General features: G+C 37.4%; 17 protein-coding genes. 15 read left to right on the top strand and 2 right to left on the bottom strand.

From position 1 onward, the window contains the following. From P2W73_RS25680 to P2W73_RS25730, 11 genes are all read left to right on the top strand, one after another. The coding region (locus tag P2W73_RS25680) for an HAD hydrolase family protein (RefSeq protein WP_276504970.1) at positions 1 to 823 on the top strand (823 nt) is incomplete at its 5' end. A 10-nt stretch (positions 824 to 833) separates the two neighbouring features. Continuing rightward, positions 834 to 1,775 carry a diiron oxygenase gene (locus P2W73_RS25685; protein ID WP_276504971.1) on the top strand — a complete coding sequence of 314 codons (942 nt, stop codon included), beginning with the start codon at positions 834 to 836 and terminating at the stop codon, positions 1,773 to 1,775. 40 nt (positions 1,776 to 1,815) lie between these two features. Continuing rightward, complete coding sequence (locus P2W73_RS25690; protein WP_276504972.1) at positions 1,816 to 2,826, top strand: glycosyltransferase; 1,011 nt, start codon at positions 1,816 to 1,818, stop codon at positions 2,824 to 2,826. 19 nt (positions 2,827 to 2,845) lie between these two features. Beyond that, positions 2,846 to 4,189: an MATE family efflux transporter gene (locus P2W73_RS25695; RefSeq protein WP_276504973.1), complete on the top strand. Its 1,344-nt coding sequence runs from the start codon at positions 2,846 to 2,848 to the stop codon at positions 4,187 to 4,189. A 792-nt stretch (positions 4,190 to 4,981) separates the two neighbouring features. Then, positions 4,982 to 5,410, top strand: a complete 429-nt coding sequence (locus P2W73_RS25700; RefSeq protein ID WP_276504974.1) for a hypothetical protein — start codon at positions 4,982 to 4,984, stop codon at positions 5,408 to 5,410. Between the two features lie 425 nt (positions 5,411 to 5,835). Continuing rightward, positions 5,836 to 6,225, top strand: coding sequence for a single-stranded DNA-binding protein (locus P2W73_RS25705; RefSeq protein ID WP_276504975.1), 390 nt, complete (start codon positions 5,836 to 5,838; stop codon positions 6,223 to 6,225). A 62-nt stretch (positions 6,226 to 6,287) separates the two neighbouring features. Beyond that, the gene (locus P2W73_RS25710) at positions 6,288 to 7,325 is read left to right on the top strand and encodes a DUF932 domain-containing protein (protein ID WP_276504976.1); all 1,038 of its coding nucleotides are present in this window, start codon (positions 6,288 to 6,290) and stop codon (positions 7,323 to 7,325) included. 50 nt (positions 7,326 to 7,375) lie between these two features. After that, positions 7,376 to 7,624 carry a hypothetical protein gene (locus tag P2W73_RS25715; RefSeq protein WP_276504977.1) on the top strand — a complete coding sequence of 83 codons (249 nt, stop codon included), beginning with the start codon at positions 7,376 to 7,378 and terminating at the stop codon, positions 7,622 to 7,624. A 274-nt stretch (positions 7,625 to 7,898) separates the two neighbouring features. Next, positions 7,899 to 8,093, top strand: coding sequence for a hypothetical protein (locus tag P2W73_RS25720; protein WP_276504978.1), 195 nt, complete (start codon positions 7,899 to 7,901; stop codon positions 8,091 to 8,093). 172 nt (positions 8,094 to 8,265) lie between these two features. Continuing rightward, the gene (locus tag P2W73_RS25725; protein WP_276504979.1) at positions 8,266 to 8,823 is read left to right on the top strand and encodes a hypothetical protein; all 558 of its coding nucleotides are present in this window, start codon (positions 8,266 to 8,268) and stop codon (positions 8,821 to 8,823) included. A 248-nt stretch (positions 8,824 to 9,071) separates the two neighbouring features. Further along, positions 9,072 to 9,542 carry a JAB domain-containing protein gene (locus P2W73_RS25730; RefSeq protein ID WP_276504980.1) on the top strand — a complete coding sequence of 157 codons (471 nt, stop codon included), beginning with the start codon at positions 9,072 to 9,074 and terminating at the stop codon, positions 9,540 to 9,542. 106 nt (positions 9,543 to 9,648) lie between these two features. Here the strand turns inward: P2W73_RS25730 and P2W73_RS25735 are convergent, their stop codons facing one another. Beyond that, positions 9,649 to 9,927, bottom strand: a complete 279-nt coding sequence (locus tag P2W73_RS25735) for a hypothetical protein (RefSeq protein ID WP_276504981.1) — start codon at positions 9,925 to 9,927, stop codon at positions 9,649 to 9,651. 108 nt (positions 9,928 to 10,035) lie between these two features. On the opposite strand from P2W73_RS25735, the gene P2W73_RS25740 reads away from it, so the two are divergent. The 4 genes from P2W73_RS25740 (at position 10,036) to mobC (ending at position 14,279) form a co-directional block, all read left to right on the top strand. Next, on the top strand, positions 10,036 to 10,407 hold the full coding sequence (locus P2W73_RS25740) for a hypothetical protein (protein ID WP_276504982.1): 372 nt from the start codon (positions 10,036 to 10,038) through the stop codon (positions 10,405 to 10,407). Between the two features lie 186 nt (positions 10,408 to 10,593). Next, the gene (locus P2W73_RS25745; RefSeq protein WP_276504983.1) at positions 10,594 to 10,989 is read left to right on the top strand and encodes a plasmid mobilization protein; all 396 of its coding nucleotides are present in this window, start codon (positions 10,594 to 10,596) and stop codon (positions 10,987 to 10,989) included. Continuing rightward, a complete protein-coding gene (locus P2W73_RS25750) occupies positions 10,974 to 12,257 on the top strand; it encodes a relaxase/mobilization nuclease domain-containing protein (protein WP_276504984.1) in 1,284 nt (427 codons plus the stop codon). Before P2W73_RS25745 ends, P2W73_RS25750 begins: the two co-directional genes overlap by 16 nt. Positions 12,258 to 12,275: 18 nt before the next feature. Continuing rightward, a complete protein-coding gene (gene mobC / locus P2W73_RS25755; protein WP_276504985.1) occupies positions 12,276 to 14,279 on the top strand; it encodes a conjugal transfer protein MobC in 2,004 nt (667 codons plus the stop codon). A 538-nt stretch (positions 14,280 to 14,817) separates the two neighbouring features. Here mobC and P2W73_RS25760 read toward each other — a convergent pair. Continuing rightward, positions 14,818 to 15,666, bottom strand: a complete 849-nt coding sequence (locus P2W73_RS25760) for a hypothetical protein (protein ID WP_276504986.1) — start codon at positions 15,664 to 15,666, stop codon at positions 14,818 to 14,820. Positions 15,667 to 15,766: the final 100 nt, after the last annotated feature.

A 15,766-nucleotide genomic window follows, 5' to 3' on the forward strand; every position in this document is an offset into this window, starting at 1 on the left:
AAATCCAAAACCAGTCAATAGCTCTTTATTAGTATTTTTAAACCCACATCAAGCTCTTACTCTTATTGCCGACAACCAGGGTGGGTCAACATGCAGGAATCCTGGGTCAACATGGCAAGAATCTACACTCACCCTGATTTTCAACACAGCAAGACCAGTTAAAATAATCCCTCAATCATTATTTGAAGACTTCAGGGAAGATTATTGGGTGTTTTCAAATGGCACTACCTGTACCAGAAATGGAGAAACTATTTTCCATATATCTATGAAAAATATTCATATGGAATCAATACTCAGAAAATTGCATATTGAATACCCCTCTTACTTTTTCTCGGTTGAAGTTCAAGGACAAATATTTACATCGTCGGCGTGTGCAAAGACTAATCAAAAATACTTTGCCGATTTCATGGAACTTGAATCTGTTATTATTCAAGATATCAATAAAATAATTGTAATTGCTGAGAACAGGGACTTTCCAGTAGAGGAATTGAAAGAAGGTTTGAATCCGGAATTAAAATTATTAATAACGGAGAAGGGTAAATATATTCAAATAATGCCTGTAACGGTTTCTAAGCTTTCTGCTGTGGAGCATATACTCGGCAATCTGAATATGAGTATTTCCCATGTTCTTTCATTTGGGGATGATTTGAATGATCTGGAGTTAATTAAGGCTTCAGGAATAGGAGTAGCCATGCATAACGCATATAGCGAATTGAAAAGTTGTGCCGATTACATAACCTCTTCGAATGATCAAGATGGCATTAGAGTTTTTATTGAGCGCATGTTATTACCTCATGCCTATTTTTCAAGATGCAAAAAATAAATCCTTAAATATGAATGAAAATTTTGAAGCTATTGAAATTAATATGGAGCTAATTTCCAGATTAATGAGAAACTGGCCCAAAAGGGCTTCTGTAAGAGGCTGCTACTTTGACGAATTTAAAACCAATGACAATTATGATCCTTCGCTACCGGATTATCCAAAGGAACTAGTACCATTTTGGGATCACCCGTCTTTCGATAAAGTGGATGACGAGATTAAATTTAAAATACTTACCTGGGGTTGGATAACCTATAATACCAGAACAATACATGCGGAAGAAAAAATTGTCAATCCTTCGTTTGATTTAATTCTGCAGGATACTTTCCCCGGGACCGATAAGGTGGAAATGAAGAATGTTGTCCATCAGTCATTAATTGACGAACGATTTCATAGTATGATGCACTATAATGCAATGGAGATAACAAAAAAACTCAGATCTATAAGGGACAAAATTAATTTGCCGGATTCTGTTACTTATAGGCGCTTGTTGGAACATCAAAGCAATCAACCAGAAGATTGGAAGCAGAAATTAATGGTTTTGGCCTGCGGAATTGTTTCGGAAACCTCGATTAATGCTTTTTTATCTCTTTTGTCCAAGAGTACCGGAGTGCAACCCAGGCATGCTTTGGTTAGTAAGCTACATGATGTGGATGAATTCGCACATTCATCTTTGTTGGTAGAAATTGCAAAGTCTGTTTTTGTTCATTTTAACAAAAGAGAAAAAACTTTTTTCGTGCAGTATCTGCCTATGGCAATGGATGCTTTTTGTGTACAGGATTTTTCATCATGGTCATGTATTTTGGAATATCATAAAATAAAAAAATCACGAGAAATCATTGAAGATTGCCGACAGGCCGCCTCAAAAGCAAAAATGGTGAATGACTATTCTGGCCTGAAAAGAATAGCTGAAGAACTAAATATTATGAAAGATATCAATTACGAATTCAATTAAACGCTTACCATTTGGAAAAATCATTATGAATTATCGTTTTATGCGTAACAATACCCCGATGATTTCAATTCTTATTGCAGCCCGTAATGAAGAAAATAATATATCTAAATGTCTGACTGCTATATTAGGCCAAAAATTTCCTGCGGAAGAATATGAGGTTTGGATTGGGGATGATAATTCCTCAGATAGTACAGCCAGTATAGTCAGGAATTTTCAGCTGAATCATAAAAATCTGCATTTACTGCAAATCAAAAAGAAAATTAATGGGCTGTTGGGAAAAGCAAATGTTCTTGCACAATTAGCCGAAGCGGCCAATGGAAAAATATTTTTAATTACTGATGCTGACGTTCAGGTGACCAAAACCTGGATTAAGACATACTCAGACTGCTTTACAGATGGTGTGGATATGGCGTCTGGTGTTGTTGCACTTAATTGTGATTCTGTTTTTGCACAATTACAAAACGCGGACTGGCTTAATTATATGGCACACTGTTATCGAAAAAGCAATAAAGGGCAACCCGTTACCGCGATCGGTTGTAATATGGCAATAAGAGCAAGTACTTATAAAGCTATTGGTGGATATGAAAACGTTCCATTTTCCATAACAGAAGATTATGAACTTTTTAAGGTGGTTGTAGCCTCAGGTTATTCATTTAAAAATCTTTTTAATTATGAAATTCTTGCCTTTACAAACCCTGTAGATACATTCAAAGCATTACTTAGACAAAGGAGAAGGTGGCTAACAGGATCTTTTAGAAAGAACTGGCGCTTTGTACTTGGCTTCAATATGAATTGTTTATTTCTTCCCTTTCTGTTAGCCCTTTTCTTGATAAATCCACTTGTCTCTCTAAGTATCTTGGCAATACGATGGATAAAAAATATTTATTTTCTCAATATTGCATATCGAACACTTAAGATTAAAAGTAATATTGGAATACTGCTATATACACCGTACGAAATCATATGCAGTTTCATTTTTCTTTTTTTTCAGTTTTTGCCCTCCCCAGTTGAATGGAAAGGAAGGAAATATCCAATTAAATTGAATGATTAAATAATCTCGTTATGTAATCATGCTTTTACGGGAATCCATTAAAACGATTAAACTTTCTATACCGCTGATTCTAGGAGAATTTGTTCAGATGCTTGCCAATATAATTGACATGGCGATGGTGGGCAAAATATCCTATGATCATTTAGCAGCTGCTGCATTAGCAGGTAGCATTATTAGTGTCCCGTTTATTATTGGTGTAGGTATAACCATTTCTCTTTTACAACAAATTTCTTCCAAACATGGAAAAAAGGACATTAATCAAATATCGCATTTTCTTTTTAATGGTGTTTTCCTTTGTTTTTGCTTCGCTTTATTAATTTCTATATTAATTCATTTTGGAGCAATTGGTGTTCTCCGTTTAAATCAGGACAAAACTGTCGCTTTATTAGCGGTACCCTATTTACGTCTTCTTGGCTGGTCTCTGATTCCTCTATTAGTATTTTTAGCACTTAAGCATTTTATAGATGGATTGCAAAAAACAACAATGCCAATGATATTATCCTTAATTTTTTTGCCAATTAATATTTTTATTAATTGGAGTTTAATTTATGGCTTTGAAAGAGTTCCCAGGCTTGAGCTATTAGGAGCCGGTCTAGGAACGCTTATTAGCCGGACACTTATGTTGATTACACTAATTGCTGTTATTTTAGTTCATAAAGAATTCCGGAAGTATCTCGCTGTTATTAAGCAATGGAATATTAAAAAGCAAACAATCTGGGAACTACTTTCTATAGGTCTGCCAATTGGTTTGCAATTAGTAATGGAAATTTCGGCCTTTGCTGTTTCCGCAATAATGATAGGAAGTTTAGGCTCTGTACAACAAGCAGCCCATCAGATTGCTTTTAATTGTATCCTATTTACTCTTATGCTTACTTTGGGGCTAGCTCAGGGATGCTCAATCAGAATTAGTTATGCCTTGGGTCAGAATAATTGGAATCAAATTTTAATGATTGCAAAAAGCACCTTGTTGATTACCCTATTCTATGGTTTACTCTGCAGCTTCATCCTGTATATTTATAAAGACAAGATCGTTTTACTTTTTAATAAAAATTCGTTTGTTATATCCCAAGCTTCTTCTCTATTGATTTTTGCAGGCGTTTTCCTGGCAGTAAATGCCCTTCAAATCGTATCAGCTTCAATATTAAGGGGAATAAAGGACGTATATATGCCAACTATTGCTACTTTTTTTGCTTATTGGCTAATTGCTATACCCCTCGGTTATATTTTGGGATTGAAAATGGAAATGGAAGTAGCGGGAGTTTGGATAGGATTTATTATTGGTCTTAGTTTTTCGTTTTTATTATTATTTTTAAGAATCGTTAAACTTTTTAAACGGTTTATAAATAATGATAGGTTAGAATAAGATTTCTAATTCATTTGATTTTAAAGGTCAAACATATGCCTTAATGGTAAAAGGGTGTGGGGTTACTATTAATGCCATGGGCTGCCAAAAGGAAATAGCCGATAAGATAAAGCAACAGGCGTTACGGAGATACAAACCCGTCATTATATCAGCAGTGCAATAGCTACTGCACAAAAATTTAATGAAGCCATACGGGATACTGGGGAATAGAAAATAAATTGCACTTGGTATTAGATGTATGTTTTGGAGAAGATGACAGCACGAAACGGGCTGGAAATGCGGCCGTCAATTTTTCTTTTGTCAATAAAGTAGCTCTTAATTTGCTCTACAAGTCCGACGAAAAAAAAGGGCCAGAAAACTAAGTATGAAATGAAAGCGAAAAAAAGCAGACAGGGACAATGATTATTTGTTATCTATCTTAGCCAAAGCCCAATGATTTTTAATGCGTCTGACCTGCTTCAGTCTACCGGATTCCCATACTAAAAGAGGTGAAAAATTGTAAGCCTTGTGGCAGGCCGGTGCAGTACTCCTGCCAGCCGGCACACAAACCCCAAGGCAGGACAACTGCACCGCCAGAGGTGATTTCCCAGCACAATTTTCCAGTGCAAAAATCAGCCTGCCGCAAGGCTGTAAGACACTACGGCTGCACGAAACTTCCTTCGTTTTCACGAAGTCTTTTCGGGGCTACGGCCTTCGCTCAACTCAATCACATCTGCGCAGCCTAACGTATTTTGAGGACTTTCGATAGCCAATGAAAATGGAACCTCATGACCTACTTACTAATTTTGCAATATGAATACAGAAAAAAATGAAAGATTCTTAAATGAAGTTTGTTTTGAAGGTAAATTGGAAGCTTACCGGAATACACTTAGTCAACTTTTTTCTTTGATTTCCAAAAACGGGTGCAGGGTTTCTGCCCGGTACGATGTAGGGTACTCAAATATTGAGGAGAGTGTCGAGAATAGCAATCATATAAGAATTAGTTTAATCGCTGTAGAAGATCCGTTGGACATTATCTGGAAATTGTTACATGAATACGGACACTTCCTTTCCGGAAAAAGAAAACCGGATGATTTAACTATTCAAAGAGAAGAATTGGCCTGGAGTTTTGCGGATGAATTAATAAAAGATTACCCAGACTTATTGGTCCATCAGGATGCTTACATAAGATGTAAACAAGAATGTCTTAATTCTTATCGCCGTAAATTCCCTAACACCTAGCATTGCCTCAGCTGTTTTTATTTACCAACGTTCTGCTCACTAATTGGGCATCGTTGCGACGCTCCTTTCATCTTTCTATTCCCTGATCTTCTATAATCAAAAAGCAAAAAGTAAAGACTTCCATTCACTAACCCTGCCGCAAAATTAATATCCTGTTTCAGTCGGGCAAGGTCTGCACGAAATAAGGATCGTTGTCTCTTATTTCGCTTGCCACAGGTTTTCAAAAAAAAATCTCCACCTCTTTGCGCCAAGGAAAATGCTATCTCAGTTGAGGTAGTATTTTTTTTTTGAAAAACCTTGCCCTTCCATCTACAGGATTATTGACTGGTCGCTAAGGTTGAATGAATGAGGCGAAGCCGAATGAATTTAAAGCATTTAGATCGCTGTTTTCATTCAGTATTTATTCATCATTAAAATTTAAAGTTATGCAAGTATTAATCGGAAGGGTAACATCAAATGCAAAAGTTACCAACTTAAAAGACGACAGGCAGGTAGTAAACTTTTCTATCGCCATCAATGACAGTTACAAACCAAAAGATAGAGAGGTAGTGAAGGCTACAATCTTTGTGAATTGTTCCTATTGGCTTAATCCCGCTATTGCTGAATACCTGAAAAAGGGAACGCTGGTAGAACTGACTGGTCGCTTAGGAGTGAATGCTTACAATGATCTCAAAGGCGAGGCAAGGGCATCAATTACGCTTCATGTCAATCAAATCAAACTTCACGGTGGTGCAAAACAGGATTCCCAAGCCAAAACTGGTAATGTATCCACAGCCGAAGAAGTTACAGAGCCAATTGATGACCTCCCATTTTAAGCATGGAAAATTCAAACGCTATTCCAGATGCAATTATTTCTAAACTTATAAAATTATTAATCATGGCACACAATCTTAATTATAATGACCAAACAGGAAAGTATTCCTTTTATACTTTAAAAGAAAAAGCATGGCATGGCTACGGGCAAATTTCCGACGAGCCGTTAAGCAGCCGTGAGGTTTTAATGCAATCACAACTGGATTACCCTGTAATAAAATCACCTCATAAATACGAAATGCCATCGGGTAGAATAATTATTTCCGATAATTCATTTTATACTTTTCGGGCAGATACAGAAGAAATATTAGGTGATGGTCTTAGTTCAGAATATGCCGTTTTACAAAACGTTGATGCCTTTTCATTTTTTGATGAAATAGTACAAGGTGAAGGTATCATTTATGAAACTGCCGGAGCTTTAGGGAAAGGAGCGCGGATTTTTATTACTGCTAAACTTCCCACCTATATTAAAGTAGGCAACGATGATGTTATTGAGCAGTATTTATTTTTAACAACCTCACACGATGGAAGCGAAAGTATAACCATTGCATTTACTCCAGTTCGTATCGTTTGTAATAATACCCTGAATGCCGCCCTTAACAATTGCTCCAATTCAATAAAAATTAAACATACCAGCAATGCACAGGCAAGATTAAAGGAAGTGCCGAAGATTATGGGAATGGTAAATACACTTTCTCCTTTAATGGAACAGGCATTTAACCAGTGGTCAAAGATCAGGATGACGGATAAGGAAGTTCAAAAACTCATTCAGATTGCGTTAGCACCTAACAAGGAAACAATAGACAATATCCGGGATGGAAAAGCGGATGAAAATTCAGCCACGTATAAAAATCAGGTTTATGCAGCCTTTGGTTATGGAATGATGGCAGATACACAACAACTGGAAACTACAAAAGGTACTTTATTCGGCGCTTACAATGCAGTAACCGGCTATTTTCAAAATGTAAGGAATTACAAGGATAAAGACGATAAAATAAACTCCATACTCTGCGGAGGTACAGGTCAAAAGAAAGGACAGGCAGCTTTTGATTTATGCCTTTCTTATGCCAAACATGGTGCGGATGCTTTAATGCTGAACTGATCAAATAGGCGGGGAGAAAATCCCCGCTTTTTACAATTAAAAAGAAAACTATGACAAAAAATAATTTAACCCGCCAATTCTATCTATTCATTTTGCAAGAAAAGCCGTGGGATATAATGCAAACGCTTTTTGAGGTCGCTATCGAAAGCGAAGCAATTAACGCAGACAATGAACCGGCAGAAAGTTTCAGGTTGGCCGCAATTATTTATCATGCTATACTGTCTGAAATGGTGCTGAGAGCAAAACCAAGAGAAGATACCGATCTGATAGAATCAGAATACTTGCAAAGGTTTTTATAGAAACTGTTGGAAAGCTGCCGTTCCTCGCAACGTGTACACAGAAACAGGAACGGCAGCTTGTTAAATACAAAATGAAATTGAATTCGTAAACAATTAAAATGCTGAAAGATTCCAGTTCCACAATCCCTTACTATAGATGATTTTCCCCTTCGGGAAAACTTCTTTCTTTGTCCAAAGCAACAAAGAAAGAAGCAAAGAAAATGCCGTATAGATGAAAATTATTTAAACCTATTTATGCTGACACATAAATTTTAATTCAACTAAAATCAGAAATATGCAATTCACAGATTTGGAAGGAAAACTGATAGAGGTAGCTGATCTTGATAAAGCCATTGAACAAGCAGAAATGTTTAAATCTTTTAGGCATGAAGGAGCAGGCTACAAAAAACTTGACAAGAAACTAAGAAGGTATTGGAGAGATATTTATTACAAACTGATGGCCCTTAAAAAAGGCGAAAAGACGTGTTAAGAGGAGTAGCTTGTCAAATGTGCATAAGAACTTAATGACGATTCCGTGTATCGCTAATTTAAACGGGAAAAGGGTCTTATGATAACCGCATTATATGTGAGTAAATATTGACGGCATTAACAAACGCAGCAATGAGCCAGAGGTAAATTTGAATTAGCAAAAAACGTGAGCTATGGGTATATACATTTATGATTCAGGGCAGCATATTTTTGACCGTGCGATCTGGGCGATATGGATAGCTGCAAAATGGATTTTAAAAGCTATTGTTTACTTACCGTTATGGTTTACCGGCTATATTATTGCCACTAAGATTCTACAAAGGGAAGATAGCTTTTTTGCATGGGCAGGGCTGATCATTATATTCGCTATATGCCTTTATCAAATGTTGTTTTTCATTAAAGGCATGATCATAGGTTTTAAAAGCCGAAAGAATATATTTTGGATGCCTTTGTTTATTCTCTGCATAGCCTATGCTTGTTTACTCCCGGCATGGGTCGCTTTTGATGCCATTCAGCCGTTTGCTGATGACTGGAGCAAACAATCAGGACAGGCAATAAACTGGATTATTTCTATCGCTTTTGGATGTTATGTATACAGCCATTATCACTTTCTGACAAATATATCACCGGTGGCTGCTTATCCCATTTATCAATTTGGCATTGACACCTCTCTAAAATTGATGAAAATAACCGAAACGGTAAGCGGAAGAAGATCAAAGCAATTACTCTAAACGACATTAAAGCATGTTCCCGAAACCATCGTTAAACGGTGGTTTTTTTATTTTATAATCATTCGCTTTAATTCAGGCACGAAGTTCGGCCTATACCTATGATATGCTTGCAAGGAACTACGGCATAAATTAGTGGTGTCCTTGCGGACGGCATAATGATGCAATTTATTCCGTTCCTCCTTGCGCAAATCCAGGTAAGGCCGGTGTATGCACCATAATTAATTCTTCAACATTAAAAATGAATTGTTATGGAACATGCAACAAATCTTCAATCAATTTACATGGTAGCAGAAATTCAATTGGTATACCGGTCAAAAGTGAAGCCTTCCGAAAGACCGAAGGTGACCACTTCAAATGACGCTTATAAAATCTTTATTGAATCATGGGACAAAGACCGGATTGAATTAGTAGAACAATTTAAAATTATGCTGCTAAACAGGAGAAGTAAGGTGCTCGGAATTTATGAAGTGTCAACAGGCGGCATGAGTCAAACAGTTGTTGATGCAAAACTAATTTTCGCCGCTGCTATCAAAGCAGGCTCTTGTGAAATTATTCTTTGCCACAACCATCCTTCCGGAACGCTTGCACCGAGCAGGCAAGACCAGCAGTTGACCGCACATCTGAAAGAAGGTGGAAAATACCTGGACATTGGAATCACCGATCATTTAATTATAACTACGGAGGAATATTATTCTTTCGCGGATGAAGGGCTGCTTTAAGCCCTTTTTTTGCTCATTTCATTTACTACTTGATTTATCCTTGCCCGGTATGGCTTCTAAAACTCATTTGAAGAATTTTAAGAATGGATTTTTAACACCTCTGCAATTACAATGTTTTTAATTTCTCGTAAAATTCAGTAAGGCCACCCTTCTTTAGCAATTCAGGCACCACAGTATTCAACTCCTCCCTTGACTCATTTGACAATAGACTGATAAGTTCATCGGGATTTTCTTTGCTGGAATTTAGGCCAGTTTCGATCAGGCGGCTGAGTAATAAAATGTTCTGACGACTTAACTGAAGAACGACTTTGCATTTGTCGGCCATACCTGGACTACTTAATACGGTTTCATAAACCTTAATTTTTTCTTTTGCCACACTACTCATACCACACAATTTTAAGATTATTGAAAAGTTTATTTGCAGAATAAAATTATTAAGAAAACAGATTGATGACCTGTCTAAAATTTGAACTGGTATAGGTGAGAGTTGGGAATGAAAGTATCTTTAATACCTGATTCAATTTTGAATCGTGAAGAAGGAAAAAATAGAGGTGTTATGGTATTCGAATTTGAAAAAGCTGAAGGCAAAATTTATTGCATGCAGGTAACAAAAAATGAGGCTAAGAAAGAGCAAATACAAATCCCGTCAGGACGATTTAAAAACAACAATTTTTCTTTTCCGAAACTTTCCGTTTCGCCATTCCGCACTAAATACAATTTCCAACAATTTCTGAGACATCTTCTTTCTTTTTTCAGAGATGGAAAATTAATCTATGCATCTATGAAAGTGATTTGGAGTAACCTCCTTCGCAGGTCTAACATTTTGTCAGATGTGCGAAATTATAATTATAAAGTTGATGAGTAATATAACGATCCAGACACAGCAACAGGGCCGAAGGGTGCCCGGAATTGCACCCGGCGAGATGTACAAACGTTATACGTTTGAATCTCGCCCCTTTCACTCCGGAGTCGTTTCGGGGTTTTGTAAAGACATTTTAAAGTGAATAGTACCTGCCGGATGGGCAGGTTTGACATATAAAATAAGAGGACAGTGAGAAAGGAAACCCGTGAAGTGAGAAATAAAATGGTGGTAGTCCGCATGAATGAGGACGAATACAGCCGCCTGCAAAGCCTTTTTAAAAAAACGACCTGCAGGCAACTTAGCGAGTATCTAAGAAAGGTGTCTCTTCAACAACCTGTGACTGTTAAATACCGGAATCAAACTGCCGATGAATTTTTACCTGAAATGATTAAACTGAAAAATGAATTAAACGCTATCGGCAACAACTTCAATCAAGCAGTTCATAAGCTGCACATACTTGAAAAAATACCTGAGTTCCGAACCTGGATTTTACAAAACGAAACAGCTAAACAAATCTTGTTCAAAAAAGTGGAAGAAATCAAAGAACGGATGAACCAAATGTATCAGCAATGGTTGCAAAAATAATCATATCAAAAAGCATTGAAAAGGCGCTGAACTACAATGAAGATAAATTGCATAATGGGCAAGCTCAGTGTATCCATGCCGGTAATTTTTTACAGGATAAAGAAGATATGAATTTTTATGATAAACTTCATAGGTTCCAAGGTCTTATTGCACTTAATGAACGAGCCACCACCAATAGCTTGCATATATCTCTGAATTTTGACCCTTCAGAAAATCTATCGCAAAAGAAGTTATCTGATATAGCCGCTGTTTATATGAATAAAATAGGGTTTGAGCAGCAACCGTTTTTAGTGTATGAACATTTGGACGCCGGCCACCCGCACATTCATATTGTCACTACCAATATTCGGGAAGATGGAAGCCGCATCAACACGCATAATATTGGCCGCAATCAATCGGAAAAGGCACGAAAGGAAATAGAGCAGGAATTTAGCTTGGTTAAAGCCTCCGGCAGAATCGACCAGGAGGCACATGCAGTTAATCCAGTCAATGTTCAGAAAGTGATCTATGGCCAGTCTGAAACCAAGCGATCTATTACAAATGTTCTCGATGCAGTCATTATCCAATACAAATACACTTCGCTGGCGGAATTAAATGCTGTCTTGAAGCAATATAATGTAATGGCTGATCGGGGGTATGAAGAAGGCAGGATTTATAAAAAAGGGGGACTTGTTTTTCGGGTATTGGATGAAAAGGGCAATAAGGTTGGCGTACCTATTAAAGCCAGTAAAATTTACAGCAAACCAACACTTGCCAATTTGGAAAAGAAATTTGAAGTCAATGAAGAAAAACGAAAACTGCATAAACAATCAATTAAAGATCGGATTGATCTTGTATTGCAAAAGCCTGAAAGTATGCAGCAGTTTATTAGGGAATTAAGAAAGAAAGGAATAGCAACAGTTTTGCGACAGAATGATAAAGGGTTTATTTATGGCATCACCTTCATTGATCATAACAGTAAATCCGTATTTAATGGCAGCGATTTGGGAAAGCCATACAGTGCTGCTGCAATACAACAGAAGATTGGTCAACAAAGTAGTCCACCTGAAGCATCGCAGGCCCTTCAATCTGAGAAATCGAAACCGGCTTCCCGGAAAGAAATAAAGACAAAAGATATTGAAAGGGGTAAGCAGTTACCAATTGAAAGATCTCCTCAAGGAAATGATTTGTTGGAGCAACTCATGAAATCCGAAAAAGAATTTGGCAATACACCTTATGAATTGAGGAAAAAGAAAAGAAAAAAACGAAAAAGAAATCTTGGATTATAAACTTTAAAAATATCAACTATGTCAACCAGTACAGGTGAAAATGAAATGGGGCTGCGGAAGATACTGGACTTTACAAGGCTTGCCGGCATTATTATTCTTTTATTGCACTTCTATTATTATTGCTACGAAGCTTTTAAACAATGGCAGCTTACTGCAGAAATAGGCGACCGGTTTTTGATTAACATATATCGAACAGGGTTATTTGATTCTATGCACTATTCAAAGCTATTAGCATTGGGATTACTGATTGTTTCTTTACTCGGAGCAAAAGGGAAAAAAAGTGAAAAAATCAGCCGCCAGTCGATACTTTTTTACCTGGTTACCGGGTTACTGTTTTATTTTCTCGGTCATTATTTATTACAATTGAAACAAACGGCTGAAGTAGTTACCATCATATATATGACGGTAACTGGTCTGGGTTTTATTTTCATTCTTACCGGTGGAACTATTCTATCGCGGTTTATTCAACTGAATTTTAAAAAAGATGTATTTAATGAGCTGAATGAAACTTTTCCACAAGAAGAACGCCTGCTGCAAAATGAGTATTCGTTAAACCTTCCGGCCCGCTATAACCTGAGAGGAAAAATTCGTAAAAGCTGGATCAATATTATCAATCCTTTCCGGGCACTTTTGGTAACAGGTTCACCGGGAGCCGGTAAGTCCTGGTTTGTTATTCAACATGTCATTAAACAGCATATTGAAAAAGGATTCACGATGCTGGTATATGATTTCAAATATGATGATCTGTCAAAGATTGCATACAATACACTATTGAGCAATAGAAATTCTTATAAGTTAAAACCGAAATTCTATCTTGTCAACTTTGACGATCTTTCACGCAGCAGCCGTTGTAATCCATTAGATCCTTCTACCATGTTTGATATTACAGATGCTGCAGAAGCATCCCGTACAATCATGCTGGGGCTTAATCGTGAATGGATCACAAAGCAGGGAGACTTTTTTGTAGAATCACCCATCAATTTTGTAACGGCAGTTATTTGGTTTTTGAAAAAATATAAAGAGGGGAAATATTGCACCCTGCCGCATGTAATTGAATTGATGCAGGAAGAATATAAACTACTTTTTCCTGTCCTGAGATCGGAAGCAGAAATTGAGGTCCTGATCAATCCATTTATCTCGGCTTACCAAAATGATGCGATGGAACAATTGGAAGGCCAGGTCGCCAGTGCCAAAATCGGCATGGCCAGGCTTTCTTCCCCGCAACTCTACTGGGTGCTATCATATACCGACTTTACATTAGACATTAATAACCCTGCAGTTCCCAAAATTCTTTGCCTTGCCAATAACCCGCAAAAACAGCAGGTTTATGGGGCAGTCCTGTCCCTGTATGTAACTCGTTTGATCAAATTAGTTAATCAGAAAAATCAACAGAAATGCAGTCTAATTTTTGACGAATTCCCGACCGTCTATTTCAACGACATTGACAGCCTGATCGCAACCGCCCGTTCCAATAAAGTGGCAACCTGCTTAGGGATGCAGGATTTCAGCCAGCTTAAAAAGGATTACGGGGCCGATCAATCCGCCGTTATCATGAATATTGTGGGAAACATAATTAGCGGACAGGTGACCGGAGAAACGGCTAAAAACCTTTCAGAACGCTTTGGCAAGATCATGCAGATAAAGGAAAGCATTTCTATTAACCGGACAGATACATCCATCAGCAAATCCGGGCAACTGGATGCTGCTATCCCACCCTCGAGGATCTCAGCCCTGTCTTCCGGTGAATTTGTGGGGATGGTTGCAGACGATCCTGATAAAAAAATAAAGCTGAAAATGTTTCACTGTGAGATTATTAATGATGTTGAAAAATTAAAACAGGAAGAGAAAGGTTACAAGCCGATCCCTGAAGTTCGTAAAGTAAGCCAGCATGAAATAATGGATAATTATTTTCAGATAAAGATGGAGGTGAAAAATATAATTGATAATGAAGTGGCGAGGTTGAAACATGAGCGAAGCGAGATAATAATTCAGAAAAAAAATAAACCTCACCATCGTAGTTGATCTGTAAGCCAATGCAGGAAAAGGTGTACTTGGACGAAGGGTTACGTTGATCTCTACGATTCATGTCGCAATCTTTTGCCCATTATAGCACCTATAATTACAACCGCAAGCTTCGCTTTCGCATTTGCCCGCATTTGTTACAAAACGTAAATCCTTGAATGATTTTTTTAAACAGTGGAAGTAAAATACCCGTGTCATTAACTTATGACATCATGGAATTAAACTTGAAGCGGACAACTGAAGGCAGCCGCCGGTGGAATGTACTATTAACATAAAGCTATGTGTCATTCCGCTTACTTCTTTCTAAATAGCTCACAGAATATTGCGAAATGCCATAGCGAAACAATTACGGGACAAACATGGGACCGGCTTTGTCGCAATGAAGGAGGTAGCGGAAAGTTGAATTCCACCATCAATGTTAAAGGTGTAGTATCCCCGAAGCATGAGGGATTGTACACCGGAAATCTGAATTGAAATTCCAATCTGCAAAAGGGAATTAAAAGATAGAATTACCCTCAGTCCATTTTAGTTGAATGTGCTATGGCTTATACCAGTTCACAATCAAAAAAGGAACATTTGGTATGAAATTCTTCATTTCACTTACATAACCATCAATTTCAGTTTTATAATTCATATACTCCTGCACAAATTCGTCAAGCCCATTTTTCGTACCCTCTGACAATAACTGTTCAGCAATAAGCAACGAACCAGACATGCACTTTTTGGCATCCGGCTTAGGAACATTTTCTTGTTGACTTTGTTTTGCGATACTAACGATCGCATCCGTAATGTAGCTAACCCGTATTAAAGGATGCGGGTGATCATAGTCTAAATAATATAGATCATGCCAACCCCCAGCCAGCTCGAAGAAGAACAAGAAAATAGAAGCGGAAGCTATTGAAATAAAAGCCTCCAAATTTTCTTTCGTTTTGTATTCGGGGGCAAAATCGGACCAGTACTGAAGAATGTGCAAAGCGATTTGATTGGCAGCAAACAAATCTGCATCAATTTCCATTGCATGAGCTACCTGATTAAACTCAGCTCCTTCAACCAAACTGTATTTTTCAAAACAGAGAAGGCCTAACTCGTCAGCATGTTTTAATTGATGTAAATGTCCTAATTCATGGTAAAAAGTAAATTGAGTAATAATCTGATACATCAAGAACTCCGCTGTTAAAGGGGTGCAATTTTGAACTGCCTGGATAATTGCAAGTGCCGAGCCTTTAAGATTTGGCACTTGTTCTCTTATTCTTGATTCAAGCAACTTGAATAATGATAGGTGTATGCCTATAATATAAACCTCTTCATGCTTAAATGCAAATGCATTGGGTTCATCATTTTTTAGTAAGAATAGCTCAAACTGTAAGCTCCCCCAAAGTTCGGCCATGTAGTTAGAGTTAACAAAGGCTGAAGATGTTAACTTTAAATTTTAATACATGAAAAAGCGATTTACCGAAAGCCAGATAGTGGCTGCGATTAAGAAACAG

Source organism: Terrimonas pollutisoli (assembly GCF_029360765.1).
GTDB classification, from domain to species: Bacteria; Bacteroidota; Bacteroidia; order Chitinophagales; family Chitinophagaceae; genus Terrimonas_B; species Terrimonas_B pollutisoli.

Coding starts and splice junctions, on each gene's coding strand:
- P2W73_RS25710 (WP_276504976.1), top strand. CDS start 6,288: ATGGCACACAATCTTAATTATAATGACCAAACAGGAAAGTATTCCTTT.
- P2W73_RS25720 (WP_276504978.1), top strand. CDS start 7,899: ATGCAATTCACAGATTTGGAAGGAAAACTGATAGAGGTAGCTGATCTT.
- P2W73_RS25700 (WP_276504974.1), top strand. CDS start 4,982: ATGAATACAGAAAAAAATGAAAGATTCTTAAATGAAGTTTGTTTTGAA.
- P2W73_RS25685 (WP_276504971.1), top strand. CDS start 834: ATGAATGAAAATTTTGAAGCTATTGAAATTAATATGGAGCTAATTTCC.
- P2W73_RS25760 (WP_276504986.1), bottom strand. CDS start 15,666: ATGGCCGAACTTTGGGGGAGCTTACAGTTTGAGCTATTCTTACTAAAA.
- mobC (WP_276504985.1), top strand. CDS start 12,276: ATGTCAACCAGTACAGGTGAAAATGAAATGGGGCTGCGGAAGATACTG.
- P2W73_RS25690 (WP_276504972.1), top strand. CDS start 1,816: ATGCGTAACAATACCCCGATGATTTCAATTCTTATTGCAGCCCGTAAT.
- P2W73_RS25740 (WP_276504982.1), top strand. CDS start 10,036: ATGAAAGTATCTTTAATACCTGATTCAATTTTGAATCGTGAAGAAGGA.
- P2W73_RS25735 (WP_276504981.1), bottom strand. CDS start 9,927: ATGAGTAGTGTGGCAAAAGAAAAAATTAAGGTTTATGAAACCGTATTA.
- P2W73_RS25705 (WP_276504975.1), top strand. CDS start 5,836: ATGCAAGTATTAATCGGAAGGGTAACATCAAATGCAAAAGTTACCAAC.
- P2W73_RS25750 (WP_276504984.1), top strand. CDS start 10,974: ATGGTTGCAAAAATAATCATATCAAAAAGCATTGAAAAGGCGCTGAAC.
- P2W73_RS25715 (WP_276504977.1), top strand. CDS start 7,376: ATGACAAAAAATAATTTAACCCGCCAATTCTATCTATTCATTTTGCAA.
- P2W73_RS25730 (WP_276504980.1), top strand. CDS start 9,072: ATGGAACATGCAACAAATCTTCAATCAATTTACATGGTAGCAGAAATT.
- P2W73_RS25695 (WP_276504973.1), top strand. CDS start 2,846: ATGCTTTTACGGGAATCCATTAAAACGATTAAACTTTCTATACCGCTG.
- P2W73_RS25725 (WP_276504979.1), top strand. CDS start 8,266: ATGGGTATATACATTTATGATTCAGGGCAGCATATTTTTGACCGTGCG.